General features: G+C 67.8%; 24 protein-coding genes and 1 tRNA gene. 13 read left to right on the top strand and 12 right to left on the bottom strand.

All coding sequences use genetic code 11. The features are described from left to right. Nucleotides 1-23: 23 nt before the first annotated feature. On the bottom strand, nucleotides 24-1802 hold the full coding sequence (locus tag AC0QTQ_RS16170) for a KpsE/RkpR family capsule polysaccharide export protein (RefSeq protein WP_480257404.1): 1779 nt from the start codon (nucleotides 1800-1802) through the stop codon (nucleotides 24-26). Next, nucleotides 1786-2439 carry an ABC transporter ATP-binding protein gene (locus AC0QTQ_RS16165; protein WP_121533402.1) on the bottom strand — a complete coding sequence of 218 codons (654 nt, stop codon included), beginning with the start codon at nucleotides 2437-2439 and terminating at the stop codon, nucleotides 1786-1788. The genes AC0QTQ_RS16170 and AC0QTQ_RS16165 overlap by 17 nt, the downstream gene beginning before the upstream one ends. Nucleotides 2440-2597: 158 nt before the next feature. Between AC0QTQ_RS16165 and AC0QTQ_RS16160 the strand changes: the two genes are divergently transcribed. Together AC0QTQ_RS16160 and AC0QTQ_RS16155 are read left to right on the top strand one after the other, a co-directional pair. After that, nucleotides 2598-3191, top strand: a complete 594-nt coding sequence (locus tag AC0QTQ_RS16160; protein WP_480257402.1) for a uracil-DNA glycosylase family protein — start codon at nucleotides 2598-2600, stop codon at nucleotides 3189-3191. After that, nucleotides 3188-3994 (top strand): SseB family protein, encoded by an 807-nt coding sequence (locus tag AC0QTQ_RS16155; RefSeq protein ID WP_480257401.1) that lies wholly within the window; start codon nucleotides 3188-3190, stop codon nucleotides 3992-3994. Before AC0QTQ_RS16160 ends, AC0QTQ_RS16155 begins: the two co-directional genes overlap by 4 nt. Nucleotides 3995-4147: 153 nt before the next feature. On the opposite strand, the gene AC0QTQ_RS16150 is transcribed toward AC0QTQ_RS16155, so the two are convergent. Beyond that, a complete protein-coding gene (locus AC0QTQ_RS16150; protein ID WP_121533396.1) occupies nucleotides 4148-4561 on the bottom strand; it encodes a DUF1489 family protein in 414 nt (137 codons plus the stop codon). 212 nt (nucleotides 4562-4773) lie between these two features. On the opposite strand from AC0QTQ_RS16150, the gene AC0QTQ_RS16145 reads away from it, so the two are divergent. Continuing rightward, complete coding sequence (locus AC0QTQ_RS16145) at nucleotides 4774-7038, top strand: adenosylcobalamin-dependent ribonucleoside-diphosphate reductase (protein WP_121533394.1); 2265 nt, start codon at nucleotides 4774-4776, stop codon at nucleotides 7036-7038. A 401-nt stretch (nucleotides 7039-7439) separates the two neighbouring features. Here the strand turns inward: AC0QTQ_RS16145 and dctP are convergent, their stop codons facing one another. Genes dctP through AC0QTQ_RS16130 form a run of 3 tightly spaced genes read right to left on the bottom strand, consistent with a single transcriptional unit; the run spans nucleotide 7440 to nucleotide 10384 of the window. Then, nucleotides 7440-8534: a TRAP transporter substrate-binding protein DctP gene (gene dctP / locus AC0QTQ_RS16140; protein WP_480257400.1), complete on the bottom strand. Its 1095-nt coding sequence runs from the start codon at nucleotides 8532-8534 to the stop codon at nucleotides 7440-7442. A 31-nt stretch (nucleotides 8535-8565) separates the two neighbouring features. Further along, a complete protein-coding gene (locus AC0QTQ_RS16135) occupies nucleotides 8566-9891 on the bottom strand; it encodes a TRAP transporter large permease (RefSeq protein WP_480257399.1) in 1326 nt (441 codons plus the stop codon). Next, on the bottom strand, nucleotides 9881-10384 hold the full coding sequence (locus AC0QTQ_RS16130) for a TRAP transporter small permease subunit (protein ID WP_128147595.1): 504 nt from the start codon (nucleotides 10382-10384) through the stop codon (nucleotides 9881-9883). Before AC0QTQ_RS16130 ends, AC0QTQ_RS16135 begins: the two co-directional genes overlap by 11 nt. A 122-nt stretch (nucleotides 10385-10506) precedes the next feature. Here AC0QTQ_RS16130 and AC0QTQ_RS16125 point away from each other — a divergent pair, with 122 nt between their 5' ends. From AC0QTQ_RS16125 to AC0QTQ_RS16115, 3 genes are all read left to right on the top strand, one after another. Beyond that, the gene (locus AC0QTQ_RS16125) at nucleotides 10507-11409 is read left to right on the top strand and encodes a LysR family transcriptional regulator (protein ID WP_480257398.1); all 903 of its coding nucleotides are present in this window, start codon (nucleotides 10507-10509) and stop codon (nucleotides 11407-11409) included. Between the two features lie 128 nt (nucleotides 11410-11537). Next, complete coding sequence (locus AC0QTQ_RS16120; RefSeq protein WP_480257397.1) at nucleotides 11538-13205, top strand: AMP-binding protein; 1668 nt, start codon at nucleotides 11538-11540, stop codon at nucleotides 13203-13205. Next, nucleotides 13202-13975: an enoyl-CoA hydratase-related protein gene (locus AC0QTQ_RS16115; protein ID WP_480257396.1), complete on the top strand. Its 774-nt coding sequence runs from the start codon at nucleotides 13202-13204 to the stop codon at nucleotides 13973-13975. The genes AC0QTQ_RS16120 and AC0QTQ_RS16115 overlap by 4 nt, the downstream gene beginning before the upstream one ends. Nucleotides 13976-14074: 99 nt before the next feature. On the opposite strand, the gene AC0QTQ_RS16110 is transcribed toward AC0QTQ_RS16115, so the two are convergent. Next, nucleotides 14075-15010: a LysR family transcriptional regulator gene (locus AC0QTQ_RS16110; protein WP_480257395.1), complete on the bottom strand. Its 936-nt coding sequence runs from the start codon at nucleotides 15008-15010 to the stop codon at nucleotides 14075-14077. A 96-nt stretch (nucleotides 15011-15106) separates the two neighbouring features. On the opposite strand from AC0QTQ_RS16110, the gene AC0QTQ_RS16105 reads away from it, so the two are divergent. From AC0QTQ_RS16105 to AC0QTQ_RS16080, 6 genes are all read left to right on the top strand, one after another. Then, entirely contained in the window at nucleotides 15107-15265 is a 159-nt protein-coding gene (locus tag AC0QTQ_RS16105; protein ID WP_480257394.1) for a hypothetical protein, read from the top strand. 14 nt (nucleotides 15266-15279) lie between these two features. Next, on the top strand, nucleotides 15280-16941 hold the full coding sequence (locus AC0QTQ_RS16100) for a GMC family oxidoreductase (RefSeq protein ID WP_480257393.1): 1662 nt from the start codon (nucleotides 15280-15282) through the stop codon (nucleotides 16939-16941). Between the two features lie 160 nt (nucleotides 16942-17101). After that, a complete protein-coding gene (locus AC0QTQ_RS16095; RefSeq protein WP_480257392.1) occupies nucleotides 17102-18859 on the top strand; it encodes an alkaline phosphatase in 1758 nt (585 codons plus the stop codon). Between the two features lie 68 nt (nucleotides 18860-18927). Beyond that, a complete protein-coding gene (locus tag AC0QTQ_RS16090) occupies nucleotides 18928-19377 on the top strand; it encodes a hypothetical protein (protein ID WP_480257391.1) in 450 nt (149 codons plus the stop codon). Nucleotides 19378-19396: 19 nt separating this feature from the next. Further along, complete coding sequence (locus AC0QTQ_RS16085) at nucleotides 19397-20113, top strand: ABC transporter ATP-binding protein (protein WP_480257390.1); 717 nt, start codon at nucleotides 19397-19399, stop codon at nucleotides 20111-20113. Next, nucleotides 20113-21390 (top strand): ABC transporter permease, encoded by a 1278-nt coding sequence (locus tag AC0QTQ_RS16080; RefSeq protein WP_480257389.1) that lies wholly within the window; start codon nucleotides 20113-20115, stop codon nucleotides 21388-21390. The genes AC0QTQ_RS16085 and AC0QTQ_RS16080 overlap by 1 nt, the downstream gene beginning before the upstream one ends. A 711-nt stretch (nucleotides 21391-22101) precedes the next feature. On the opposite strand, the gene AC0QTQ_RS16075 is transcribed toward AC0QTQ_RS16080, so the two are convergent. The 5 genes from AC0QTQ_RS16075 to AC0QTQ_RS16055 form a co-directional block, all read right to left on the bottom strand. Next, the gene (locus AC0QTQ_RS16075) at nucleotides 22102-22380 is read right to left on the bottom strand and encodes an AAA family ATPase (RefSeq protein ID WP_480257388.1); all 279 of its coding nucleotides are present in this window, start codon (nucleotides 22378-22380) and stop codon (nucleotides 22102-22104) included. 169 nt (nucleotides 22381-22549) lie between these two features. Then, nucleotides 22550-22625: transfer RNA gene (locus AC0QTQ_RS16070), tRNA-Ala, on the bottom strand. Between the two features lie 136 nt (nucleotides 22626-22761). Next, nucleotides 22762-23472 carry a VIT1/CCC1 transporter family protein gene (locus tag AC0QTQ_RS16065; RefSeq protein WP_121533870.1) on the bottom strand — a complete coding sequence of 237 codons (711 nt, stop codon included), beginning with the start codon at nucleotides 23470-23472 and terminating at the stop codon, nucleotides 22762-22764. A 40-nt stretch (nucleotides 23473-23512) separates the two neighbouring features. Then, nucleotides 23513-24850 carry an ATP-binding protein gene (locus AC0QTQ_RS16060; protein WP_480257387.1) on the bottom strand — a complete coding sequence of 446 codons (1338 nt, stop codon included), beginning with the start codon at nucleotides 24848-24850 and terminating at the stop codon, nucleotides 23513-23515. Continuing rightward, on the bottom strand, nucleotides 24847-25506 hold the full coding sequence (locus AC0QTQ_RS16055) for a response regulator transcription factor (protein ID WP_480257386.1): 660 nt from the start codon (nucleotides 25504-25506) through the stop codon (nucleotides 24847-24849). Before AC0QTQ_RS16055 ends, AC0QTQ_RS16060 begins: the two co-directional genes overlap by 4 nt. A gap of 131 nt (nucleotides 25507-25637) precedes the next feature. On the opposite strand from AC0QTQ_RS16055, the gene AC0QTQ_RS16050 reads away from it, so the two are divergent. Beyond that, on the top strand, nucleotides 25638-25961 hold the full coding sequence (locus AC0QTQ_RS16050) for a PepSY domain-containing protein (protein WP_480257385.1): 324 nt from the start codon (nucleotides 25638-25640) through the stop codon (nucleotides 25959-25961). Nucleotides 25962-26001: the final 40 nt, after the last annotated feature.

The raw sequence follows: 26001 nt of genomic DNA, 5'->3' as shown, positions 1-26001 counted from the left end.
GGGGCGGACCCCGGCGCGCCGGATCAGCTTGAGACCTGTTCGCGCAGGATCGAGGCGGTGAGCGACAGCATCAGATAGATGCCCGACAGGATCAGGAAGGCGAGCACCGTGTCCTCGAAGGCGCGCGGATAGGTCGGCTCGTCGGGGGCGACCGGACGCACGCCCATCTCGAGGTAGCGCACCTGCTTGTTCGCCTCGATCCGCGCCGTCTCCATCTGCTGCGCGGCCGCGGAGAGCAGCGCCTGGCGGGTCTCCAGTTCGGCCTCGGCGATGCGCAGCTGGCCGGTGACCGCGGCAAGCGAGTCGGTCGATCCGGTCTTGTCGGTCAGCTGCTTGCGCAGCTCGGCGATCAGCTGTTCGAGCCGGGCGATGTCGCCCTTCACGCCCTGCACGCGCGCCGAGCTGGGCTGCGAGTTGTCGAGAAGCTGCCCGAGTTCCAGCCGTTTCTGCTGCAGCTGCGTCTGGAAGGCCGAGATCTGCCCCATCACCAGGCTGCTTTCCGACACCGGGTCAAGCACGCCGACCTGCTCTTGCAGTTCGAGCACCTTGGCCTGGGCGGCAAAGACCTTCGCCTCGGCATCGTCATAGCTGTCACGCGCGCCCTTCATCTGGTCGCCACGCAGCCGTGCGGTCAGCTGATCGACCTGTTCCTCGGCATAGGAGATCAGCGATTTCGAGAACCGTTCCGAGGTCTGCGGATCGGGGGCGATGACCTCGAGCCGGATCAGCCCCTCGGACGGGTCGTAGCCGATCTTCACGTTGCGCTGGTAAAGCTTGTAGCCCGCCTCGCTCGAGGCGCCGGCATCCAGCCGCTGCAGCGGGTCGATGTTCGGGGCCGAGAATACCTCGCGGAAATGCTGGTCGGCATCCAGCCGCTTGTAGGCGTCGCGCGACTGCAGATAGCTCTGCACCGTGACCGAATCCTGGTTGGTGGCGAGCTGCGTGCCCGAGAACAGGCTGCCAAGGCCACTGCCGCCGGCCATGCCCTCGGACTTCTGGATCACGAATTCGCTTTTCGTCGCGAACATCGGCGTCGCGATGACGTAATAGTAATAGCCTGCGATCAGCGTCGGCAGGAAGATGAAGAAGGCAAGCCGCGCGGCCAGCAGCATCAGCTTGCGCCGGCGCCGGCGGGCGATGTCGCGCTGGATCTTGATGATCTCGCGCGCCCGCGCCCCCTCGTCGAGCGGCGGGGCCGGGGGCGGCGCGTCCTTCACCGTCTGCGGCAGCTTCACCCGGGTGTCGGCGCCGGCGCCGTCAAGCCGGGCGAGCGCCTTGGTCGTGGCCGAGCCCGTGCCCAGACCCACCGCCGTGCCGGTCGGCACCGTGCCGGGGCCGGTCTCGTCGTCGTGCTCGAGATGCATCAGGGCCGAGCGGTCGAAGGGGTCGATGCCGCGCCGGCGCAGCATCCGCACCGCCTCGAAATCCGAGGTCGCCTCGATCCCGTGCTTCTTCGCCATCCGTCGTGCCAGCCGCAGCTGCCGCCCGGTCAGCCCCTCGGCGCGGATCGCCTCGATCTCCTCCTCGGGGGTCATCTCGGACGGGCCGAGCACCTGGGTGTCGCCATCGGGATGCGCGCTCGGGAAGTCGAGCGCGGCAAAGCCGTCGTCCTGCGGCTCGAAGAGCGCGGCGGGGTCGTCCGCGGGGGCGGCCGGGCTGCGCCGCGCGGCGGCCCGATGCGACAGCAGATCGGCAATCGTCGCGCCGCGCCCGGTCTCGGCCGCGGCCGGGGGCACCGGCGTGACGCCCGGGATCGGCGTGCGGCGGATGCGATACTTGGCGACTTTAGGACTTGTAGTCATACATCCGCTTCGCTTCTTCCAGAGTGTCGAACATGTAGAGCTGCCCGTCGCGCAGAACCGCCGCCGAGCGGCAGAACTTTTCAAGCGTCGCGGCCTGGTGCGAGACGACGATCACCGTCGCCTCCTTCAGCCGGTCGCGCAGGATCGCACCGGCCTTGCGGTTGAACTCCACGTCGGTGGTCGAGGGCATGCCCTCGTCGATCAGGTAGATGTCGAATTCGAGCGCCAGCATCAAGGCGAAGGTGAAGCGCGAGCGCATGCCCTGGCTGTAGGTGCCGACCGGCATGTCGAAATATTCGGCGATCCCGGTCAGCCAGCGGCAGAAGGCCTCGACATAATCCGGGTCGAGCCCGTAGAGCCGGGCGATGAAGCGCGCGTTCTCGCGCGCCGAATGCTTGTTCACCACGCCGCCCATGAAGCCGAGCGGGAAGGAGACGCGGCAGGTCTTGCGGATCTCGCCCTCGTCGGGCTTCTCGAGCCCGGCCATCATGTTGATGATCGTGGTCTTGCCGGTGCCGTTCGGTGCCAGGATGCCGAGCGAGCGGCCCAGCTCGACGCGGAAGCTGGCGCGGTCAAGGATCACCTTGCGCTGCTTTCCCGTCCAGAAGGACTTGCTGACATTCTCGAATTCCAGCATCGCTTCCTGCCGACCGTGCCTCGTCCGGTTCGTCGATCACGACCGGATCCTTTGTGGAAAAAGATCTAGATGTGCATTCCGGCGACATTATGTCCGAACTGTGCAGGCAGTTACAATCGGCCGGGGACTGTTTCGCCGCACGAAACAGGGAGAGACGCATGACCGAGCCTGTCGCCGAAGCGCTGACAGAGGAAATCCGCGCCTGCCGGTTGTGCGCGGCCCGTTTCGCCGCAACCGAGACGGGTCATGCGCCGCGCCCGGTGGTCTGGTTCCGCCCCGGGGCGCGGGTGCTGATCGTCGGTCAGGCGCCCGGCGCGCGGGTGCATGCCTCGGGCCGGCCCTTCACCGACCCCTCGGGCGACCGGCTGCGCGCCTGGATGGGGGTGGGGGCCGAGACCTTCTATGACCTCGCGCGGATCGCGATCGTGCCGATGGCCTTCTGCTTTCCGGGCTATGACGCGAAAGGGGCGGACCTGCCGCCGCCGCCGCTCTGCGCCGCGACCTGGCGGGCGCGGGTGATGGCGGCGCTCGGCCCGGTCGATCTGACGCTGCTGGTCGGCGGCGCGGCGCAGCGCTGGCACCTCGGCACGCGCGCCGTCACCGCCACCGTCGCGGCATGGCGCGATCATGCGCCGCGCGTCTTTCCCTTGCCTCATCCGTCCTGGCGCAATACGGCATGGCTGAAACGCAACCCGTGGTTCGAGGCGGAACTGATCCCCGCCCTGCGCGCCCGGGTGAAGGAGGTGACATGACCGAGACCCCCTACGACCGCGCCCATGCCGCGATGGAAGCCGATCCCGAGAACGAGGCGCTGCGCCTTGCGGTCTATGACCGGCTTGCCGATGCCGAGCTGTTCCTGTTGCTCGAGCACGAGCCCGACGAGGACAACGACATCATCCCGCAGCTCTTCTCGACCGAGGAGGGGGATTTCGTCCTGGCCTTCGACACCGAGGAACGGCTGGCCGAATTCACCGCGACCCCCGCGCCCTATGTGGCGCTTCCGGGCCGGGTGATCGCGCAGAACCTCGCGGGCGAGGCGGTGGGGCTGGGCGTCAATCTGGGCGTCGCGGACTCGGCGATGCTGCTGCCGCCCGAGGCGCTCGAGTGGCTGACCCATGCGCTGACCCATGCGCCCGAGACGACGGCGGCGCGCCCGGTGGCCTTCGATGCGCCGGCGCTGCCGCCGGCGATGCTGGCGCTGCTGCTGCCGGCCTTCGAGGCGAAGTTCGACCAGCTTGCCGGGCTTGCGAGCCACGCGCTGCTGGGCGGCGTGACCTACGAGGGCGGCCGGCGCGGCCATGTCCTCGCCTTCCTCGGCGCGCCCGAGCCGGCGCAGCCCGGCATCGCCAAGGCGATGGCCGAGGCGCTGGCCTTCTCGGGGCTCGAGGCGGGCGAACTCGACGTCACCTTCCTGAACGAGGCGGACCCCGCGGCGGCGGTCCTGCTCGAGAAGGCGCTGGTGCTGCACCTGCCCGAGGCGGTCGAGGAAGAGGTGCAGGAGCTGACCATCACCGCGCCGGGGATGGACCCGTCGAAGCCGCCGATCCTGCGCTGAGCGGGGCAGGGGGCGCTGCCCCCTCGGCCTCCGGCCTCACCCCCGAGGTCTTTTCGGCAAGGAGAAAGCGCGAGGATTTTCCGGCTTCCAATTGCTGCAAATATCCTCGGGGGGTGAACCGGCCGCAGGCCGGGAGGGGGGCAGACAGCCCCCCTATCTGAGGCCGATCTCGGAGAGTGCCGCCTGCAGCTCGCGCGGCAGAGGCTCCTCGCGCTCGCGCGTCGGGCGCAGGTCGGCCGGTGCGTCCTCGGGTGTCAGGTAGCGCCAGCCCTGGAACGGGCGGCGCGGCATCGCCTCGGTGCGCACCACCTCGCGGTCGAGGAGGATCGCGCAGCGCGGGATGCCGTCGGCGCCCATGACGTCCTCGAGCCCGATCACCCGTTGCCGGGCCAGCACCACGCCCTTGAACACCCAGTAGAGCGAGCCGCCGTCCAGCAGCTCGTCGCTGCGCTTCGGCCCCATGCGGGTGACGTGGCGGGCAGGGCCGGTGCCGTAGTGCTGCGCCTGCCACTCGATCAGGTCCTCGACCTTCTCGGCGCCGACGCAGAGCTTGATCAGGTGAATCATCGCGGCCCCCCGGTTTCGCGGCTTTTGACATAGGACGCACGACGTCGGCCGGCAACTGCATCGCGGAGCGATTTCGCGGCTGGAATCTCGCCGGGCACTCATGCTATTGTGGCCTCCTGCCCCGTCAGACACCAGATGTTCCGGGGCTTTTTCTTTTTCTGCCCCGGATGTTGCCACTGCATCGGGGCCGTCACGACAGGACCGAGGAGCCGATGACCCGATTCGCCGCCAATATCGCCGAACAGATCTGGGACATGAAATACCGTCTGAAAGAGGCCGATGGCACGCCGATCGACATCACGGTCGAGGACAGCTGGCGCCGTGTCGCGCGTGATCTCGCCTCGGTCGAGACGGACCCGGTGGCCTGGGAAGAGCGCTTCTATGCCGCGCTCGAGGATTTCAAGTTCCTGCCCGCCGGCCGCATCCTCGCGGGTGCCGGCACCGGGCGCACCGTGACCCTCTTCAACTGCTTCGTCATGGGCACGATCCCCGACAGCATGTCGGGCATCTTCGACATGCTGAAGGAAGCCGCGCTGACCATGCAGCAGGGCGGCGGCATCGGCTATGACTTCTCGACGATCCGCCCGCGCGGCGCCGAGGTGAAGGGCGTCGCGGCCGATGCCTCGGGCCCGCTGAGCTTCATGGATGTCTGGGACGCGATGTGCCGCACGATCATGTCGGCCGGCTCGCGCCGCGGCGCGATGATGGCGACGATGCGCTGCGACCACCCCGACATCGAGCAGTTCGTGACCGCGAAGCAGGATTCGGCCCGGCTGCGGATGTTCAACCTCTCGGTGCTGGTGACCGATGCCTTCATGGCGGCGGTGAAGGCCGATGCCCCCTGGGATCTGAAATTCGGCGGCAAGGTCTTTCACACGGTGCAGGCGCGCGATCTGTGGAACAAGATCATGCGCTCGACCTATGACTACGCCGAGCCGGGCGTGATCTTCATCGACCGCATCAACAAGATGAACAACCTCGGCTATTGCGAGCAGATCGCGGCGACCAACCCCTGTGGCGAGCAGCCGCTGCCGCCCTATGGCGCCTGCCTGCTCGGCTCGGTCAACCTCGCCCGGCTGGTCACCGATCCGTTCACCCCGGCGGCGAAGCTCGATCCGGTGGCGCTTGACCGGCTGGTGCGCACCGCGGTGCGGATGATGGACAACGTCGTCGACGCCTCGCGCTTCCCGCTGCCGCAGCAGGCCGAGGAGGCGATGAACAAGCGCCGCATCGGGCTCGGTGTGACCGGGCTTGCCGATGCGCTGCTGATGCTCGGGCTGCGCTATGGCTCGGACGAGGCGGCGGCGCAGACCGAACGCTGGATGCACGAGATCGCCCGGGCGAGCTATCTCGCCTCGGTCGATCTGGCGCAGGAGAAGGGCGCCTTCCCGCTGTTCGACGCCGAGAAATATCTGGCCACCGGCACCATGCTGCAGATGGACGAGGATGTGCGCGAGGCGATCCGCACGCATGGTATCCGCAACGCGCTTCTGACCTCGATCGCGCCGACGGGGACGATCTCGCTTTATGCCGGCAATGTCAGCTCGGGGATCGAGCCGGTCTTCGCCTATGCCTACAAGCGCAAGGTGCTGCAGAAGGACGGCTCGCGCACCGAGGAAGAGGTCGTCGATTATGCGGTGCAGATGTGGCGCGACCTGAAGGGCGACGCGGCGCTGCCCGACTATTTCGTCAACGCCCAGACCCTCGCCCCGCTCGACCATGTGCGGATGCAGGCGGCGGCGCAGAAATGGATCGACTCGTCGATCTCGAAGACGATCAACTGCCCCGAGGACATTTCCTTCGAGGAGTTCCAGGGCGTCTACATGGAAGCCTTCGAAACCGGCTGCAAGGGCTGCACCACCTACCGGCCGAACGACGTGACCGGCTCGGTATTGAGCGTGTCTGAAACCTCGGAGAAGGCGCCCGAGGCCGACAAGGGCGCCGAGGTGGTCTATCTGACCGAGCCGCTCGACCGCCCCGCGGCGCTCGAGGGCGCGACCTACAAGCTGAAATGGCCGGCGAGCGAGCACGCGATCTACATCACGGTGAACGATATCGTGCAGGGCGGCCACCGGCGCCCCTTCGAGGTGTTCATCAACTCGAAGAACATGGAGCATTACGCCTGGACCGTGGCGCTGACGCGGATGATCTCGGCGGTGTTCCGGCGCGGCGGCGACGTGAGCTTTGTCGTCGAGGAACTGAAGGCGGTGTTCGACCCGCGCGGCGGCGCCTGGATGGCGGGGCAATACATCCCCTCGATTCTTGCGGCGATCGGTGGGGTGATAGAGCGCCACCTGATCGCGATCGGTTTCATCGCGGGCGAGGGGATGGGGCTGAAGTCCGATCCGAAGGCCGAGGTGATGGTGGTGGGCGAGGCCCCGCGCGGCGCGGCCTGCCCGGCCTGCGGCAGCTATGCGATGCGCAAGGTCGAGGGCTGCATGACCTGCGCCGACTGCGGCCATTCGAAATGCGGCTGAGGAGCTGGCAACTGTAAGATGAGTCAGAGAAAGCAGATGAATGCGCAAACGGAAGCATAAGTCTGCGCAAGGGGTGCCGAGGGCGAAACGTATTGCCTGATGCCTCTGGGCTGCTCTCTGACAAACGGTGATAGAGGCGCCGGGGCGGATGCTCCGGCGCCTTTTGCGTATGGAAGGGGGCGTGGTCGGCTTGGGGCTGAGCAGACCTTTAAGCTTGGTGCAGCATGGTGGCCAGCGCGGGCATGAAGGACCGGAAGCGGACGGTCAGCTTCCCTGTGCGGGGCCTCTCTGTGCCGGGGCGACCTCCGCGCGGCGGGCGGGGCCCTGCGCGGAGGTCGGAAGGGCATGCGCTGAAAAGGAACGGGGCCGCGTGGGCCCCGTTCCGGTCGTGCGGGCTGCGCTTACTTGCTGGCGCAGGCGCGGATCTTCTCGATGTCCGGGCCGTTCGGGTCGCGGCCCAGGTTGAACGGCGCCGAAGCCTTGCGCCAGTTCGAGTAGTCCTGCAGGTATTCCAGCTGGCTCAGGTAGACCTTGGCCGAGCTCGGGTTCTCGCAGGCGACCTGTTCGATCACGGCGTTGGCCATGGTCTGGATCTGGGCCAGCGCGGCGTCGTCCATGCGGGTGATCTCGTTCACTTCCTTGAACTGCTTGTAGGCGTCATTGGCGCGCCGTTCGGTGAAGGAGAGCGACCACATCAGGTTGGCTTCCGCCGCGATTTCCAGCTTTTCGCGGGTCTCGGGGCTGAGCGCGTCCCAGGCCTGCTTGTTGATCATCACGCCGAAGACCGAGGCCGACTGGTGCCAACCCGGCGTCGCCCAGTATTTCGTGACCTGCTGGAAGCCGCCCGACCAGTCGACGTTCGGGGTCGAGAATTCGGCCCCGTCGATCACGCCGCGCTCGAGCGACTGATAGATCTCGCCGCCGGCCATCGACACCTGCGAGCCGCCCAGCTGGTTGAGCAGACGGCCCTGCTCGAGCCCCGACAGACGCAGGCGCTTGCCCTGCAGATCGGCGATCGAGCGGATCGGTTCCTTGGTGTGGAAGCCCGACTCGTTGTTGGTCACGGCATAGGGCAGATAGACCATGCCGAACTTGCCGTAGACCTCGTTATAGAGCTCCTTGCCGCCCCATTGCTGGATCCAGTTCACATAGTCGACCGCGTTGAACAGGCTGGCGGTGGTGGCGAGCGGCGAGAAGGCCGCATCGCGCCCGGCCCAATAGCCCGGCCAGTCGCCGCCCGCCTGGATCGTGCCGCTCTCGACCGCGCCGAACACCTCGCCCGACGGGACCAGGCTGCCGCCTTCGAAGAACTCGATCTTCAGATCGCCCGTGGTCAGCTTGTTCGCCAGCTCGACGAAGTGCTTGTCCATCTCGATCAGTTCGAGCGAGTTCGGCCAGGTGGTGGTCATCTGCCAGCTGGTTTCGGCCTGTGCCGCAACGCCCGCGCCGATCAGCGCCAGGGTGAACACACCGGTTTTCAGGGACTTGGTTCGCATCGACTTCTCCTCCTCAGTCAGTGCAGATTGGTCATTTCGTGTTGTAGAGCGTGTCGGGCAGCCAGGTGATCAGCTGCGGGAACATCGCCAGCGCCAGCGCCATCGCCACGATCAGGGCGATGAAGGGCATCACGCCGAGGATGATGTCCGATGTCTTGATGCTGCGCGGCGCGAGCGCCCGCATGTAGAACAGCGCATAGCCGAAGGGCGGGGTCAGGAACGAGGTCTGCAGCACGACCGCGGTCAGCACCACGAACCACAGCTCGCTCACGCCCATCTCGCGCACCACCGGCAGGAAGATCGGGAAGGACAGCAGCACGATCCCGGTCCAGTCGAGGAACATCCCCATCACGAAGATCACGAACATCATCATCGTGATCAGCATCCAGGGCTCCATGTCCAGCCCGCGCATCATGTTCTGCGCCGCATGCAGACCGCCGGTGATGTTGAACACGCCGGTGAAGGCGGTCGCGCCGACCACGATGAACAGGATCATCGCCGAGGTCCGCCCGGTTTCCCACAGCGCCGAGGCGAAGGTCGCCCATTCGAACTTGCCGCGGAAGATCACGATCAGCAGGGCCAGGAAGGCGCCGATCGCCGAGGCTTCGGTGGCGGTGGCGATACCGGCCAGCATGGTGCCCAGGATCCCGAAGATCAGCACCAGCGGCGGCAGCGCCTCGAGCAGCAGCATCGGCAGCAGCTGCGAGACCGGCACGCGTTCCTCCATCGAGACCGGCGGCGCCAGATCGGGACGGAACAGCGCGACCAGCGCGACATAGCCCGCATAGAGCAGCCCGAGCACCACGCCCGGCACCATCGCGCCGGCGAAGAGCTCGCCCACCGAGAGCGAGGAGTTCGACGACATCAGGATCAGCATGATCGAGGGCGGGATCAGGATGCCCAGGCATCCCGAGGCCCCGATCAGCCCGGTCGTCAGCCGTTTCGAATAGCCGTATTGCAGCATCGGCTTCAGCGCCATCACGCCCATCACTGTGATCGAGGCGCCGATGATGCCGGTGGTGGCCGCCAGCAGGATCGAGATGAACACGACCGCAAGCCCGAGCCCGCCGGTCACGCGCCCCATCAGCAGGCGCAGCGTCTCGAACATCCGGTCGGTCACACCACTGTCGGACAGGAAACGCGCCATCAGCACGAACAGCGGAATCGCGATCAGGATGTAATTGTCCAGAACCTCGCCGAAGATCCGGTTGATGACGATGCCAAGCACCATCGGCTTGCCCGCGATCAGCGCGCCCAGCACTGCGGTGCCACCCAGGACGAAGGCCAGCGGATGGCCCATGAACAGACCGAGCAGCAACAGCCCGGCCATGATCAGGCCGATGAGTTCACCCGACATGAGACGGCTCCTGCTTGTTCAGCACCAGCTTGAGCACCTCGGAGACGCCCTGCAGCAGCAGCAGCCCGGCCGCGACCGCCATCGCGATCTTGACCGGATAGACCGGCAGCTGGATCGCGCCATAGGTGGTTTCATTCTGGGCCAGCGAGCGCATGGCGAAATCCCAGCTGCGGGTGGCGAACACCCAGGCAAACGGGAAGAAGAAGATCAGGTAGCCGAGAATCTCGACCACCCGGCGCGGCCCCGGCCGCAGCGTCTCGGTCACCAGATCGACACGCACATGGGCCTGATGGCGCAGCGCATATCCGCCGAGCAGGATGAAGTAAAAACCGTAGAGTTGTTTCGTCAGATCGAACGCCCAGAGCGTCGGCGCGTTGAAGCCATAGCGCATGATCACATCGTAGATGATCATGAGCGCGAAGATGACCGCAACGAAGGCCACGACACGGCCCACGATCTCGTTCAACCCGTCGAGCAGACGGATCAGCACCATTAGATTTCCTCCCAAAACTCAGGCGACCGGCGCGAGCCGCACCAGTCTCCTCCCCTCGCCGCGATTAAAGGGCGGTCGGGAGCCGTTTGACATGGGTAAATGTGCAGAGGTATTTTGCAAAAATGCAGACAGTTTTTGACTGGAATGATCTGAAGTTTTTCCTGGCGCTGTCGCGCCTGAAGCGGATGACGGCGGCGGGCCGTGCACTGGGGATCGACCAGACCACGGTGGCGCGCCGGATCCGGGCGCTCGAGAAGTCGGTCAGCGCGCAATTGTTCATCCGCGACGAGGCGGGATACGCGCTGACCCCGGCGGGCGAACGGCTGCTGCCGATCGCGATGGAGGTCGAGCGGTCCAGCACCCGCGTGCACGAGCAGATCGTGGGGGAGGCCGGGCGGCTGGCGGGCACGGTGCGGATCGGGGCGCCCGACGGTCTGGGCACCTATGTCGTGACCCCGCTGCTGGCGCGGTTCCAGCGCGACAACCCCGATGTCGATGTGGCGCTGGTGGTGCGCTCGCGGCAGTTCCAGATGTCGCATCAGGAAGTGCATCTGTCGCTGGATTTGACCTTGCCCACAAGCGGTCGGCTGCTGGCGCGGCGGATGACTGATTACCATCTGCATTTCTTTGCTGCGCCCGACTATCTGCGCCGCTATGGCCGCCCCGAACGGCTGCGCGATCTGCGCCATCACCGGCTCGTCGGCTATATCCCCGAGATGCTGTTTTCCGACGAATTGCGCTACCTCGAGGATCTGGGGATCACCGCGCCGGTGGGCTTCGCCTCGACCTCGATGATCGCGCAGCGCGAGGCCGTGCGAGAGGGGGCGGGGCTGGCGATTCTACCCCGCTTCATGGCGCTCGATGACCCCGATCTGGAGCCGGTTCTGGTGGAGGATTACGTGCTGACCCGCACTGTCTGGCTGCTCAGCCACCAGAGCACCGAAGACCTCGCGCGGGTGCGCGCCGTGTCGGAATATCTGCAGCAGGTCGCCCGCAAGGAACGCCACCGTTTTTTGATCCCCTAGGCGCCTCGACCGCGATTTGCCTTCCCTGGCGTCAACTTTTCCGACGATAGACAACCCGGCGGCGAATGCGCTCCCTTTTGCGCGGAGGAGCGCGCCCCCGGCGGGGCGTCGAAAGGGGAGGAGAGAGCATGCTGTCTCGCAAGGAGAGCTATGCCGCGACCATGTCGGCATTTCAGTGGGATATTCCCGAACAGTTCAATATCGGTGTCGATGTCTGCGACCGCTGGGCCGAGGCGGACCCGGCGCGCGTCGCGCTGATCGAGGTCGGCGAGGATGGCTATGGCCCGGCGCGCGAGACCAGCTTTGCCGAGCTGCGCGCGGCCTCGAACCGCTTTGCCAATGTGCTGAGCGGGCTCGGGCTGGGCGGCGACGGGGTCAGCGCGGGCGACCGCGTCGCGATCTTGCTGCCGCAGCGTCGCGAGACGGCAATTGCCCATATCGCGGCCTTCAAGGCGGGCTGCGTCTCGCTGCCGCTGTTCACGCTCTTCGGCCCCGAGGCGCTGCTGCACCGGCTGCGCGACAGTGGCGCGCGGGTGCTCGTGACCGATCACGCCAGCCTGCCGATGATTGCCGAGATCCGCGCCGAGCTCCCCGATCTCGAGGTGATCTTCACCGTCGACGGGCCGGCCGCGGGCGCGCAGGACTTCGACGCGGCGCTGGCCGCGGCCCCGGAGGCCTTCTCGCCTATCGACAGCCGCGCGAGCGCGCCCGCGCTGCTGATCTACACCTCGGGCACCACTGGCAACCCGAAAGGTGCGCTGCATGCGCATCGGGTGCTGCTCGGCCATCTGCCCGGCGTCGAGATGAGCCATGATTTCCTGCCGCAGCCCGGCGACTGCATCTGGACGCCGGCCGACTGGGCCTGGATCGGTGGTCTGCTCGATGTGCTTTTGCCCGCGCTGCATCACGGGGTGCCGGTGGTGGCTTGCCGCTTCCGCAAGTTCTCGGCGCGGGCGGCGGCCGATCTGATCCGCCGTTTCGGCGTGCGCAACGCCTTCCTGCCGCCGACCGCGCTGAAGATGATGAAGGCCGATCCCGACAGTGCCGACTGGGCGCTGAACATGCGCTCGGTCGCCTCGGGCGGCGAGCCTCTGGGCGCGCAGCTGCTGGAGTGGGGGCGGCAGGCGCTTGGCGTGACGATCAACGAATTCTACGGCCAGACCGAATGCAACATGGTGGTGTCGAGCTGCGGCGTGCTGGAGGCGCCGGAAACCGGGGTGATGGGCTGGCCGGTGCCGGGCCACCGTGTCGACGTGATCGACGAGAGCACCGCCGAACGGCTGCCCGACGGGGCGGAGGGGGCGATCGCGATCCTGTCGCCCGATCCGGTGATGTTCCTGGGCTATTGGCAGCAGCCGGTGGCGACGGCCGAGAAATTCGTGACGGGGCCCGAGGGGCGCTGGCTGGTGACCGGTGACCGGGGGCTGCGCCGGCCCGATGGGCGGCTGGTGTTCAAGGGGCGCAACGACGACATCATCTCGACCGGGGGCTACCGGGTCGGGCCCGCCGAGATCGAGGATTGCCTGATCTCGCATCCCGCCGTGGCAATGGCGGGGGTGGTGGGGCAGCCCGATCCGCTGCGCGGCGAGATCGTGGCGGCCTTCGTCAAGCTGCGCGCCGGGCATGACGATTGCGCCAGCCTGCGCGACGAGATCGCATCCCATGTCCGCACCCGTCTGGCGGCCTATGAATACCCCCGCGCGCTCTATGTCGTCGAGGAGCTGCCGGTGACCACCACCGGCAAGATCATCCGCGGCGAGCTGCGCAAACGTCTGATCGCGGAGGCTCTGCAATGACCGAAGCCAGTGTCCTGTTCGAGGCCGAGGGGCCGGTGGCACGGATCACGCTCAACCGGCCGGCGCGGCGCAATGCGATCGACGCTGCTGCTGCGGCGGGGCTGGCCGAGGCGCTGGCCCGGTTCGAGGCGGACCCCGCCTTGCGGGTGGCGGTGCTGGGCGGCGCCGGGCCGGCGTTCTGTGCGGGCATGGATCTGGCGGCCTTCGGCGCGGGGCAGGTCGAGGCGGTGCTGTTCGGTCCGGGCGGCTTTGCCGGGCTGACCGAGGCGCGACGGACCAAGCCGCTGATCGCGGCGGTGCATGGGGCGGCGCTGGCGGGCGGGTGTGAGCTGGCGCTCGCCTGCGACCTGATCGTCGCCGAGGAAGGCAGCCGCTTCGGTCTGCCCGAGGTGATCCGCGGCCTGGTCGCGGGGGCGGGGGGCGCGCTGCGGCTGGCCACGGTGATCGCGCCGGCGCGGGCGCGCGAGATCCTCTTGACCGGGCGGATGGTCGACACGGCCGAGGCCTGGGAGCTGGGGCTGATCGCGCGCCGAGCCGAGCCGGGCGCGGGGCTCGCCGTCGCGCTGGCGCTTGCGCGCGAGATCGCTGCCAATGCGCCGCTGGCGGTGGCCGAGACCCTGCGGTTGAGCCGCGCCGCCGAGGCCGCGCAGCTGGCCGCCCTGTGGCCCGAGAATGCCCGCACCCTGCGCGCGATCATGGAGAGCGAGGATGCGCAGGAGGGGGCGCGGGCCTTCCTCGAGCGGCGCGCGCCGGTCTGGCAGGGGCGCTGAGGCCGGGGCGCCGGAACGGCGCGGGTGCGGGGGCCGCATCCGCGTCACTCCGGTCGCGTCGTCTTCCTGTGGCGGGCCGCCCGGAAGCGGACTTGCGGCTCACTCGCTCAGGTTCCAGATCTTCCGGATCAGATCGAAGGCAAGGTCGATGGCGGGCTCGGCCTTGCGACGCGCAAGGGTCAGAAAGCCAAGTTTCACGTCAATCTCGGCGTGATCCACCACGACCAGCCCGTGAACTTGCTTCTCGTTCAGCGCGATCGACTCGCGACACAGGCTCAGCCCGCCACCCGAGCGCACCATCGCCAGCATCGAGGGTTCCTGATCGACGACGGCGACCTGGTTCTGTGTCACGCCCAGATCGGAAAACAACCGGCTGAGCAAACGGTGGTGCACCGAGGCCGGCGGCGTTCCGATCCAGGGCAGTTCCGCGAGCGCCTTCCAGTCCCGGCCCGCGGTGCGCTGTTCCCAGCCCGCCGGGGCGACGACCCGGTACTTGAACCGGGTCAGCGCCCGGTAATGGAAGGGGCTTTCGCTGCGTGCGGTCTCGGGCCCGGGGGCAGGGGGTCCGTCTTCCGGATCCCCCAGAAAATACCCGACGTCGATCTCGCCACGCAACAGGCGCACCGGCACATCGCCGCTCATCCCATGCGCCAGCTGTGTCTGCAGATCCGGCGCGGTCTGTGCCACCGCCCGCAGGAATTGTCCCAGCCGGATGAAATCCGGGTCGATGACGGTGCCGACGTGCAAGGTGCCGCGCACGGTGCCGGTCATCCGGTTGGCAGTTTGCCGGAAATCCTCGAGCGCCGCCAGGACCTGCTCTGCCTTGACAAGCAGGGCCGCGCCGTCGCGCGTCAGCTCGACCCCCCTCGAGGTGCGGGTGAACAGCTTGAGCCCGGTCTCGGCGGCGAGACGCTTCAGTTGCAGGCTGATCGCGGGCTGCGTCAGATGCAGCCGTTCCGCCGCACGAGAGACATTGCTTTCGCGCGCGACGGTGACGAAGGACTGCAAGCTGCGAAGGTCTGCGAGGTTTTTCATATTAATTCAGCTTATAATGCGCCGTCTCATTAGTCATTGGAAATCTCGCCTCGCCTGCCGCTATCCCATGTCTTGGGAGAGACAGGGAGGAGTGACATGACCGTTGCCGACATCGGGTGTTTCATCAGGAATGCGCGGTTTTCAAGCGCAGAAACCGAGGCGGCGGTGCGCTCCGTCGCCGATCGAGAGGCGGTCGAGCAGGTTCGGCTGCGCCGTCGCCGCCCGGCTGCGGGCCTGTGCCCCTTCGCCGTCTGAGAGGAGCTGCCGAGATGTCACGCGACAGGTTTGATTATATCATCATCGGCGCCGGTTCGGCCGGCTGCCTGCTTGCCAATCGTCTCAGCAAGGATCCGTCGAAACGGGTCTTGCTGCTCGAGGCCGGAAAATCCGACGCCTATCCGTGGATTCATATTCCCGTCGGCTATCTCTATTGCATCGGCAATCCGCGCACCGACTGGCTTTATCAGACGGCGCCGGATGCGGGGCTGAACGGCCGCTCGCTGCGCTATCCGCGCGGCAAGACCCTGGGCGGCTGTTCCTCGATCAACGGCATGATCTACATGCGCGGCCAGGCACGCGACTATGACGGCTGGGCGCAGGCCGTGGGCGACGATGCCTGGACGTGGCAGAATTCGCTGCCCGATTTCATGGCGCATGAAGATCACTACCGGCTCGATGATGGCGCCGATCCCGTCGCCGGGACCCGGCACCGCTTTTCCGAACTGCATGGCCATGGCGGCGAATGGCGCGTCGAAAAGCAGCGGCTCCGCTGGGACATCCTGGACGATGTCGCGCGGGCGATGACCGAGGCGGGGTTCGAGCCGACCGACGACTTCAACTCGGGCGACAATACCGGGGTCGGATATTTCGAGGTGAACCAGAAATCCGGCTGGCGCTGGAACACCGCGAAGGCGTTCCTCCGCCCGGCGAAGGGGCGTGCGAACCTGACGGTCTGGACCCGGTCGCAGGTCGAGCGTCTGCTGATCGAGACCGCGCCGGACGGGGCGCAACGTTGTGCCGGTGCGATCGTGCGCCGGGGCGGTGCCGCGATCAGTGTGCGCGCGACGGGCGAGGTGATCCTGTCCGCGGGCGCGATCGGGTCGCCGCAGATCCTGCAACTGTCGGGGATCGGCCCGGCGGAGCACCTGAGATCGCTGGGCATCGAGGTGCGTCTGGATGCCCCCGGTGTCGGCGGCAATCTGCAAGATCACCTGCAGATCCGGGCGATCTACAAGGTGCAGGGGGCCCAGACCCTGAACACGCTGGCGGGCAGCCTGTTCGGCAAGGCGCGGATCGGTCTGCAATACGCGCTGACGCGCAGCGGGCCGATGAGCATGGCGCCGAGCCAGCTTGGCGCCTTCACCCGGTCCTCGCCGGACCGGGCCCATGCCAATCTGGAATATCACGTCCAACCCCTGAGCCTCGATGCCTTCGGCGAGGGGTTGCACCCGTTCCCCGCGGTCACGGCCAGCGTGTGCAACCTGAACCCGACCAGCCGCGGCAGCGTGATGATCCGCTCCGATCGTTTCGACGAGGCGCCGGTCATTGCGCCGAACTACCTGTCCACCGAGGAGGACCGGACGATTGCGGCGCAAAGCCTGCGGCAGGTGCGCGCGATCCTCGCCCAGCCGGCGCTGGCGAAATACCGGCCCGAGGAGTGGAAGCCCGGCGCGCAGTTCGAAAGCGACGAGGAGCTGACCAAGCTGGCGGGCGACATCGCCACCACGATCTTCCATCCGGTCGGCACCGCGAAGATGGGGCGGCGGGACGATCCGCAGGCCGTCGTGGACAGTCATCTGCGCGTGCGCGGCATCACGGGGCTGCGCGTCGTCGACGCCAGCATCATGCCCGACATCACCAGTGGCAATACCAACGCCCCGACGCTGATGATCGCCGAGAAGGCGGCGCGCTGGATCGGCGCCGGCACCTGACCCCCGCGCAATGCGCAATCTCGGCATCATCGATCCGGAACGCTCCGCGATCCCCCCGGGACCACCCGTCCCCGGGGACATGCCCTGGTGTCATGCAGCTGTGACACATGCGGCTTAGTGAAACGCCCGGATACTGAAATCCCGCTTTCACGAGGCAAGAATGCACAAACTCCTCCTCTCCCTCGCCGCGACGACGATGCTGACCGGCATCGCGCAGGCTGCGCCGGTGATCATGCCGCTCGATCGCGCGACGATCCTTGCCGGCTCGCCTTTCGACTTCAAGATCGAACTCGATCAGGTCCATGCCGAAGCCGATGTGGCGGTCACCGTCAACGGCAAGCCCTATGCGGAAGTCTTTGGCAAGCCTGCCGAATTCGTTGCCGAAGAAAAGGGCAAGGAAGACAAGGTCCTTGGCTCGGCGCTGATCCTGCGGGATCTGACCATCGCCCAGCCGGGTGACTACACCGTTGCCGTCAAGGCCGGCGACGAGACCAAATCGGTGACCTGGACGGTCTTTGGCACGCCGGACGTGCCGAAGGCGAAAAATGTCATCTTCTTCCTGGGCGACGGGCTTTCGGTGGCGCATCGCACCGCCGCGCGGATCATGTCGCACGGCATGCACGACGGCAAGGCGGATGGTCGCCTCGCGATGGACGACCTCGACCACATGGCCTTCATCGGCACCTCCTCGACCCATTCGATCGCCACCGACTCGGCGAACACGATGTCGGCCTACATGACCGGCCACAAGGCGCGGGTGAATGCGCTCGGCGTCTATGCCGACCGCACCCCGGCGACCCTCGACGACCCGAAGGTCGAAACCATCGCCGAGGCGCTGCGCCGCACCACGAAGAAATCGGTGGGCGTCGTTTCCACCGCCGAGATCGAGGATGCCACCCCGGCCGCCGTCGTCGCGCATACCCGCAAGCGCGCCGACAAGGCCGAGATCGTGGGCATGTTCTATGACGTTCAGCCCGAGGTCATCCTTGGCGGCGGGTCGGCCTATTTCCTGAAATCCGATGTGCCCGGCTCGAAGCGCAAGGACGACAAGGATTATATCTCGCTGTTCAAGGATGCGGGCTATACCATTGCCACCACCGCGACCGAACTGAAGGCCGCCGACGGCACCAATTCGGGCAAGATCCTCGGCCTGTTCCACACCGGCAACATGGACACGAAGCTCGATCGCTCCTTCCTGAAGATGGGCACCGTCGAGAAGTTCCCCGATCAGCCCGGCCTGGTCGAGATGACGCAGACCGCGCTTGACCAGCTTTCGAAGAACCCCGACGGCTTCTTCCTGATGGTCGAGGGTGCCTCGATCGACAAGATGTCCCACCCGATGGACTGGGATCGCGCCGTGGTCGACACCATCGAGTTCGACAAGGCGGTTGCCGCCGGGATGGAATTCGCCAAGACCCATCCCGACACCCTGGTGGTCGTCACCGGCGACCATACCCATGGCGTCTCGGTGATCGGCACGATCGACGACGAAAAGCCCGGCACCGAGATGCGCGACAAGGTCGGCATCTATGACGAGGCGGGCTATCCGAACTACACCGACGCCGATCATGACGGCTATCCGGACAAGATCGACGTGTCGCGCCGTCTGGCGATCTTCTCGTCGAACTTCCCCGACTATTACGAAACCTTCCGGCCGAAGCTGGATGGTCCGTTCGAGCCGGCGGTGAAGACGGAATCGGGCGATTACGTCGCGAACGAGGCCTACAAGGACATCCCCGGCGCGGTTCTGCGCACCGGCAACCTGCCCAAGAATGCCGACACCGCCGTTCACGCGGTCGACGATGTGGTGCTGCAGGCGACCGGCCCGGGCGCCGAGGAGTTCAAGGGCTACATGGAGCAATCCGACGTCTACAAGGTGCTCGCGGATACCTTCGCGCTCGGCACCGTGCAGAAGTAAGCCCGACGGCTGTGTTCCGAAGGGGGCCGTGCGCACGGCCCCCTTTCCCATTCGCGACAGGGGTCCCCATGCCTATTCATCCGAGCCGCCGCCAGCTTCTGGCCGCCCTGCCGGCCCTGGCGTTCTTGCCGCGCGCCGCGCAGGCCGAAGCGCCCGAGCTGACCTTCGATCAACTCTATGGCGCCTATAGTGCCCTTGGTCTGACCTTCTCGGACAAGGTCAAGCTTCTGGACGGCAAGACGGTGCGCATACGCGGTTTCATGGCGCCGCCGCTCAAGGCCGAGGCGCAGTTCTTCGTGCTGACGAAGATCCCGATGGCGCTTTGTCCCTTCTGTTCGTCCGATTCCGACTGGCCCGACAACATCGTCGTCGTCTATCTCGGGCGGCGCCAGACCTTCGTGCAGCCCAATCGCACGATCGAGGTGACCGGGCGGCTCGAGAGCGGATCCTGGGTCGACCCCGAGACCGGCTTCGTCAGCCAGCTGCGGCTGCGCGACGCCCATTACGATACCGTCTGACGCCGCAGGAGAACGCCCGATGCCATCGCTGTCCCTGACCGGGATTCAGGTCCGCTTTCCCGGGCTGGAAACCCCGGGCCTGAGCGTCGACACCCTCGAGATTCCGGCCGGGGCGCATGTGGCGCTGACCGGCCCCTCGGGGTCAGGCAAATCGACGCTGGTCAATGTGATCACCGGGCTGATCCGCCCCACCACCGGCCGGGTGTCCTGGGATGGCACCGATATCGCGGCGCTGTCCGAGGGCGCGCGCGACCGCTGGCGCGGCGCCAATATCGGCCTGGTGATGCAGGATTTCCATCTGTTCCCCGGCCTCTCGGCACAGGAAAACGTGCTGCTGCCGGCACGGCTGGCGCGCGCGGCCGGGGCACAGACCGTTCGCCGGGCCGTCGATCTGCTGGCGCAGGTCGGTCTGTCGCGCCCCGATCAGCCGGTCCAGACCATGTCGCGCGGCGAGATGCAGCGGGTTGCCGTCGCCCGGGCGCTGTTGCGCGCCCCCGGGGTGATCGTTGCCGACGAACCGACCGCCAGCCTCGATCCGGTCAATGGCACGGCGATCGGTGCGCTGCTGCAGGATCTCGCCGCGGCCTCCGGTGCGACTCTGATCGTCGTCACCCATGACCTGCGCCTGATCGCGCCCTTCGCGCGCCGGATCCGGCTGGCCGATGGTGCGATCCGCGTCGACGAGCTCTGCCCCCCCGACCCCCCGATGGCCGAAGCCCTGCAGGAGATCTCGTGATGCTGCGTTTCATTCTGGCCGACCTGCGCCGGCTCTGGCCCGGGGCCCTCGTGGTGGTGGCGCTGACTGCGCTTGCCGTGGCGCTCGGCGCCGCCGTCACCTTGCAGGAGCGCGCGCTGCGGCTCGGCTCGGCCCGGGCCTCGGAGAAATTCGATCTGGTGATCGGCGCGCCGGGCAGCGAAACGCAGCTGGTGCTCTCGAGCGTGTTCCTGCAGCCGGCCGCGCTGCCGCTGATGCCGGGCGACGTGCTGCGGGCGCTTGCGCGGGACCCGCGGGTGGCCTGGGCCGCGCCGGTGGGCTTTGGCGATTTCTTCCAGGGCTACCCGATCGTCGGCACCTCGCGCGCGGTGATCGAGGATGCCGCGGAGGGGCTTGCCGAGGGGCGGATCTTCGCGGCCGAGGGCGAGGCGGTGATCGGCTCGGCGGTGCAGCTGCCCGTGGGCGCGACGATCGCCCCGATGCATGGCGAGGCCGAGGCGGGCGGTCATGCCCATGCCGACATCGGCTATCGTGTCGCCGGCCGGATGCGCCCCACCGGCACGCCCTGGGACCGTGCCATCCTGGTGCCGATCCAGGCGGTCTGGCACGTCCACGCGCTCGAGGCCGGCGAGACCCCGGCGCAGGGCCATGAGCCGGCGCCGTCGAATGCCCCCGACCACGATGCCGCGGGCGAGGCCGGGCACGGCCACGGGCTCTTCGACGCCGACGCCGCGCTTGATGAGGACTGGGATGGCGCGCTTCCCGGCCTTCCGGCGATCCTCGTCAAGCCCCGGAGCATTTCCGATGCCTACCGGCTGCGGCAGGAGTATCGTGCGCGCCCCGACACCGTGGCGGTGTTCCCTGCCGAGGTGCTGACCGGGCTCTACGCGATGATGGGCGATGCCCGGCTGGTGCTGTCGGCGATCGCCTTTGGCACGCAGTCGCTGGTTGCCGCCTCGCTCCTGTTGGTCGCGGTCATCCATGTCGGGCAGCGCCGCTATCAGATCGGCGCGCTGCGCGCACTCGGTGCTCCGCGCGGGGCAGTTTTCGGCATCGTCTGGGGCGAGCTGTGCGCGCTGCTGCTGATCGGGATGGCGCTTGGGCTGGGTCTTGGCTATCTGGCCGCCAGCCTGATCTCGCACGGCTTCTCGGCACGTCAGGGGTTCGCGCTGCCGGTCGGCTTCAGCCGTGACGATCTGGGCGGGCTCGGGCTTCTGGTGCTGGCGGGGCTGCTGGTGCCGCTGCTCCCGGCCATGCTGGCCTGGCGACAACCGCCGCTGACCGCTCTGCGGGGCTGAGGGGGGAGCATTCTTGCGGGCGGCGCGCGTATCGTGACAAGGCCCGGCAGGCGCTGACGCAGATTGACGGGACGATCGGCGGAATCCTCTCGGCGGTCGAGGCCCGTCTGAGCTACCCCCGATGACCGGACCGTTTGAAGCCGGGGGGGCGCGACATTTTCCTGGCTGGAAAAGGGCGGGTTCGCCTGAAGGCATCGACGTTCACGGTGTGAAGAGGGGGGCGTGGCCCCAGTGCGGCCGCATGAGCCCGATGAGCCGGAAGCCGTTCATCCTGAAGCGGGGCGAGGACGGCGCGCCGGTCGCGGAGATTTGCCGCGCGACGGGGCGCCTGCCCTCCTTGGAGTCCGCGGTTAGTGGCCGGCTCTGTTCAGGGGGGAGGGGGCACTGGCGGTTCGCTGTGCGGCCCTTCAGCGCTTCGGGTGCCTTCTCCAGTGCGCCAAGGCCTGGGCCCGTCACGATCGGAGACAAGCTCCGACGAAGTTGGCTCGTCGCGGTGTGTGGCTGTATGGAAGTTCCGTGATCTCGTATCCGAACGCGGCGTAGGTTTCACGCATGACGGCACAGGTCGCTTCGGCCTCGGCGCGGGTCTGCTTGCGCTCCCTGTCCTCGGTGAAGATCTCATCCCAGTACGGCCCAGGAAGATGCGGGCGTTGTAGCGGGCTGCCTTGGCTGCTGCGGCGACGTGGGGCGGCACGGGGAGACCCCGGAGGGTCAGGTAGCCCAGAATGTCGGGAATGCCGCGGGCGAAGATTGCGGGGCCTGAGAGTGCCTGTGCGGCGCTGTAGGCGCGCAGGTCCCTCTCCAGCATCGTTCGGCATAGGCCATGCGATCCGCCCAGGGGAGGGCGTCTCCGCCGCTCGCCATCTCTTCGCGGATGATCGCGCGGCCGGATTCGGGGATTGTGTGAAAGCCGCGGTGGGCAAGCTCGGTAATGAGGCTGGTCTTGCCCGCACCGGGGCCGCCCGTCACGACGAAGAAATGGTCGCTCATGGGCCATCCTCGGGTTTGACATGGGGAAGGGCCGCAACGCGATCGACACGCTATGGGCGCGGATCAAGGCAGCATGGATTTTCGAAGGGAAAACGGCACAAGTCTGCGCGGCAGAGGCAAATCCTCTGACAAGAAAGGCAGAACTATCTGCTACTTTTCAGGGGAATTTTGGTGGAGCCAAGGGGAGTCGAACCCCTGACCTCTTGAATGCCATTCAAGCGCTCTCCCAACTGAGCTATGGCCCCACCGTGAGGTCCGCAGTGCGCTGGTTCAGCGCCTTGCGTAGGGCGTCGTATATGGGGGGGCGCGGGTGGGCGCAAGAGGAATTTTGCGTTTCCCTGCAAAATTTTCCGCACCCCTCCGCGCCCCCCTCGAAAGGGCTCAGACACTCACCCCGAAGATCCGCCCGACGCCCGCAGTGATCGCCATCGCGGCCGCGCCCCAGAACAGCACGCGCAGCGTCGCGGGCAGCTTCGGGGCACCGCCGGCCTGGGCGCCAAGCGCGCCCAGAAGCGCAAGGCAGACGAGCGTTGCGCCGACCACCACCGGAATCACCTGGCCCGCGGGCGCCAGCACCGCGGCGATCAGCGGCATCGCCGCCGCGACCGAGAAGGTCAGGCCGGACGCCAGCGCCGCCTGCAGCGGGTTCGCGGCATGCACCTCGGACAGGCCCAGTTCCTCGCGCACATGGGCGCCGAGCGCGTCCTTCTCGGTCAGCTCGCGCGCCACCAGCGCGGCGGTGGCCTGGCTCAGCCCGCGGCTTTCGAAGATCGAGGCGAGCTCGCGCTCCTCTTCCTCGGGGGTGTCGCGCAGCGCCGCGGTTTCGCGCGCGATATCGGCGCGTTCGATGTCGGATTGCGAGGAGACCGAGACATATTCGCCCGCCGCCATCGACATCGCGCCCGCGGCAAGGCCGGCGCCGCCGGCGATCAGCACCGCCGTGGGCGAGGGATCGGCCGCGGCCACGCCGACGATCAGAGAGGCGACGGAGACGATGCCGTCATTGGCGCCAAGCACGGCGGCGCGCAGCCAGCCGGAGCGGTTGATGAAATGCAGCTCCTCGTGGGCCGACTGGTAGGGAAGGGGGGACATGGGTGCCTCGCGGTGTCGCTGGGTTGAAAAGGGGAATGGGTCAGCCGGGCTGGGAGGGCGGCAGGGTGACGGTCACCGAAAAGCCGCGGTCGCGGCCCGGAAGGGGAGAGGCGAGATCCAGTCGCCCGCCGGAGCGGGTGACGATCGCGCGCACGATGGCAAGGCCGAGCCCGCTGCCCTTGCCGGCGCCGGGGGCACGCTCGAATCGCGTGCCGAGCCGGGCGAGGGTCTCGGCGGGCACCGGGGCGCAGTCGTTCTCGACCGAGATCGTCGCATCGGGCGCAAGCCTTGCGGTCACCGGCGCGCCGGGCGTGCCGTGGCGCAGCGCGTTCTCGACGAGGTTGCGCACGAGGATGCCGAAGATGTCGGGGTCGAGGTCGGAGAGCACCGGCGCCGCAGGCAGATCGAGCGTCACCGGGGCCGCGCCGGCAAGCCGTGCCGTGTCCTCGGCCATCAGCCGGGCGACCAGGCGCAGGTCGCGCGGCGTGCCGGTGCGCAGCTTGCCGCCCTCGGCGCGGGCAAGCTGCATCAGCCCCTCGGAGAGCCGCGTCAGCCGCTTCAGCCCGGCCTCGATCTCGGCGGCGCGGGCGGTGGGGGCGGGGTCGGTGCTTTCGGCGCGCAGCCGCTGCACCTGGGCGATGGCGCCGGCAAGCGGCGTGCGCAACTCATGGGCGGCATTGGCGGTGAAGCTGCGCTCGGCCTGGAAGGCGGCATCGAGCCTGGCGAGCAGCGCGTTCAGGGTTTCCGCGAGCGGTTGCACCTCGGCCGGAAGGTCGCGCGTTTCCACCGCCGAAAGGTCGGCCGCGCCGCGCCGCGCCAGCCGCAGCCGGAACCGGCGCAGCGGCGCAAAGCCGAGCCGCAGCACCAGCGCGATCGCGCCCAGAGACAGCGGCACCATCAGCGCGAGCGGGGCGAGCAGCCCCATCTGCACCTTGCCCGCAAGGCGGGCCCGACGCGCGACCGGCTCACCCACCGAGATCGTCACGCTGCCGCGCAGCGCCTCGTCCGAATAGATCCGCAGCTGCGGCGTGTCGGAGAAACCCGGCCCGGCATAGGGCGGGAAAGCGGCGGGGTCTGCCACGTGCGATTGCAGCAAGACCGCGCCCGAAGCATCGCGCACGACATAGGTGAACTGCTCTTCATGGGCGCGGATCACCGGTACGGTCTGGGGCCCCGTCGCCCCCTCGCGGCCGAGGATCTCGGTCACGGCAAGCGGCAGCACGCGTTGCGCCGTCTCCTCGAGCATCGAATCGAAGACCTCGTTCATCTCGCGGCGCAGAAGCTGCGCGGTGGTGAGCGCCCCCGCGGCCCAGAGCGCCGTGACCACCGCGCCCACGGCAAGGCCAAGGCGCAGCTGCAGGGAATGTGGCGCCCTCATCCCCGGCCCAGCCGATAGCCGAGGCCACGCTCGGTCTCGATCACGCCCGCGCCCAGTTTCTTGCGCAGCCGGCTGACATGGACCTCGACGGTGTTGCTTTCGACCTCGTCGTCGAAGGAATAGAGCCGCTCTTCCAGCGCGGGTTTCGACAGCAGCTGGCCGGGGCGGGCGAGGAAGGCCTCGAAGAGGGCCCATTCGCGCGCGGTGAGCGACACCGGCTTGCCGTCGCGGCGCACGGCGCGGGCGGCAAGGTCGATCTCGAGCGGGCCGAGGGTGATGATCGGGTTCGGGTTGCCGGCATAGCGGCGCGCGACCGAGCCGATGCGGGCGGACAGCTCGGCGAGGTCGAAGGGTTTCACCAGATAGTCGTCGGCGCCGGCATTCAGCCCGTCGATGCGGTCCGACACCTGATCGAGCGCGGTCAGGATGATGGCGGGGGTGGCATCGCCGCGCCCGCGCAGCGCGCGCAGGAAGCCAAGGCCCAGCCCGTCGGGCAGCATCAGGTCGAGCAGGATCAGGTCATAGACCGCCACCGCCATCGCGTCGCGCGCCGCATCGAGCCGCGTCACCCAGTCGACGGGATGGCCGTCGGCCGCGATCTGGTCGCGCACCGCGGCGCCCAGCACCTCGTCGTCCTCGATCAGCAGAATGCGCATGGGCTCCTCCGGCAGCGTGGCCAGCTTATTCCGTGCGAAGCTGACGGCAAGCTGAACCTCGATGGCGGGCAGGTTCAGGCTCGCGTCAGATTCGCGCGGCAAAGAAGGGGCAACCGAAACCGGAGGAGCCGATGTCGTCATTCTCTCGCCCGCTGTCCCGTCTGGCGCTGCCTGCGCTCTTGCTTGTCGCTGCGCCGGGAGGGGCCTTTGCCGGCGAGCTCCATTGCCGCGTGCCGATGGCCGACTGGCAGCCGCGCGCCGCGGTGCAGGCACTGGCCGAGGCGCAGGGGCTGACGGTGCGGCGGATCAAGATCGACGACGGCTGCTACGAGCTCGATGCGCGCGATGCCCAGGGCCGCGCGGTCGAGATGAAGCTCGATCCGGCGACGCTCGAGGTGCTGAAGGGCGAGGTCGATGAGGATGACGATCATCACGGCCACGGCCACGGCGACTGACCCCGATTTCCGGGCCGGTTTTCCGGTCCGGCTCCCGGGA

Source organism: Paenirhodobacter sp. YD-8 (assembly GCF_056590935.1).
This window is presented reverse-complemented; position numbering and strand designations above follow the sequence as displayed.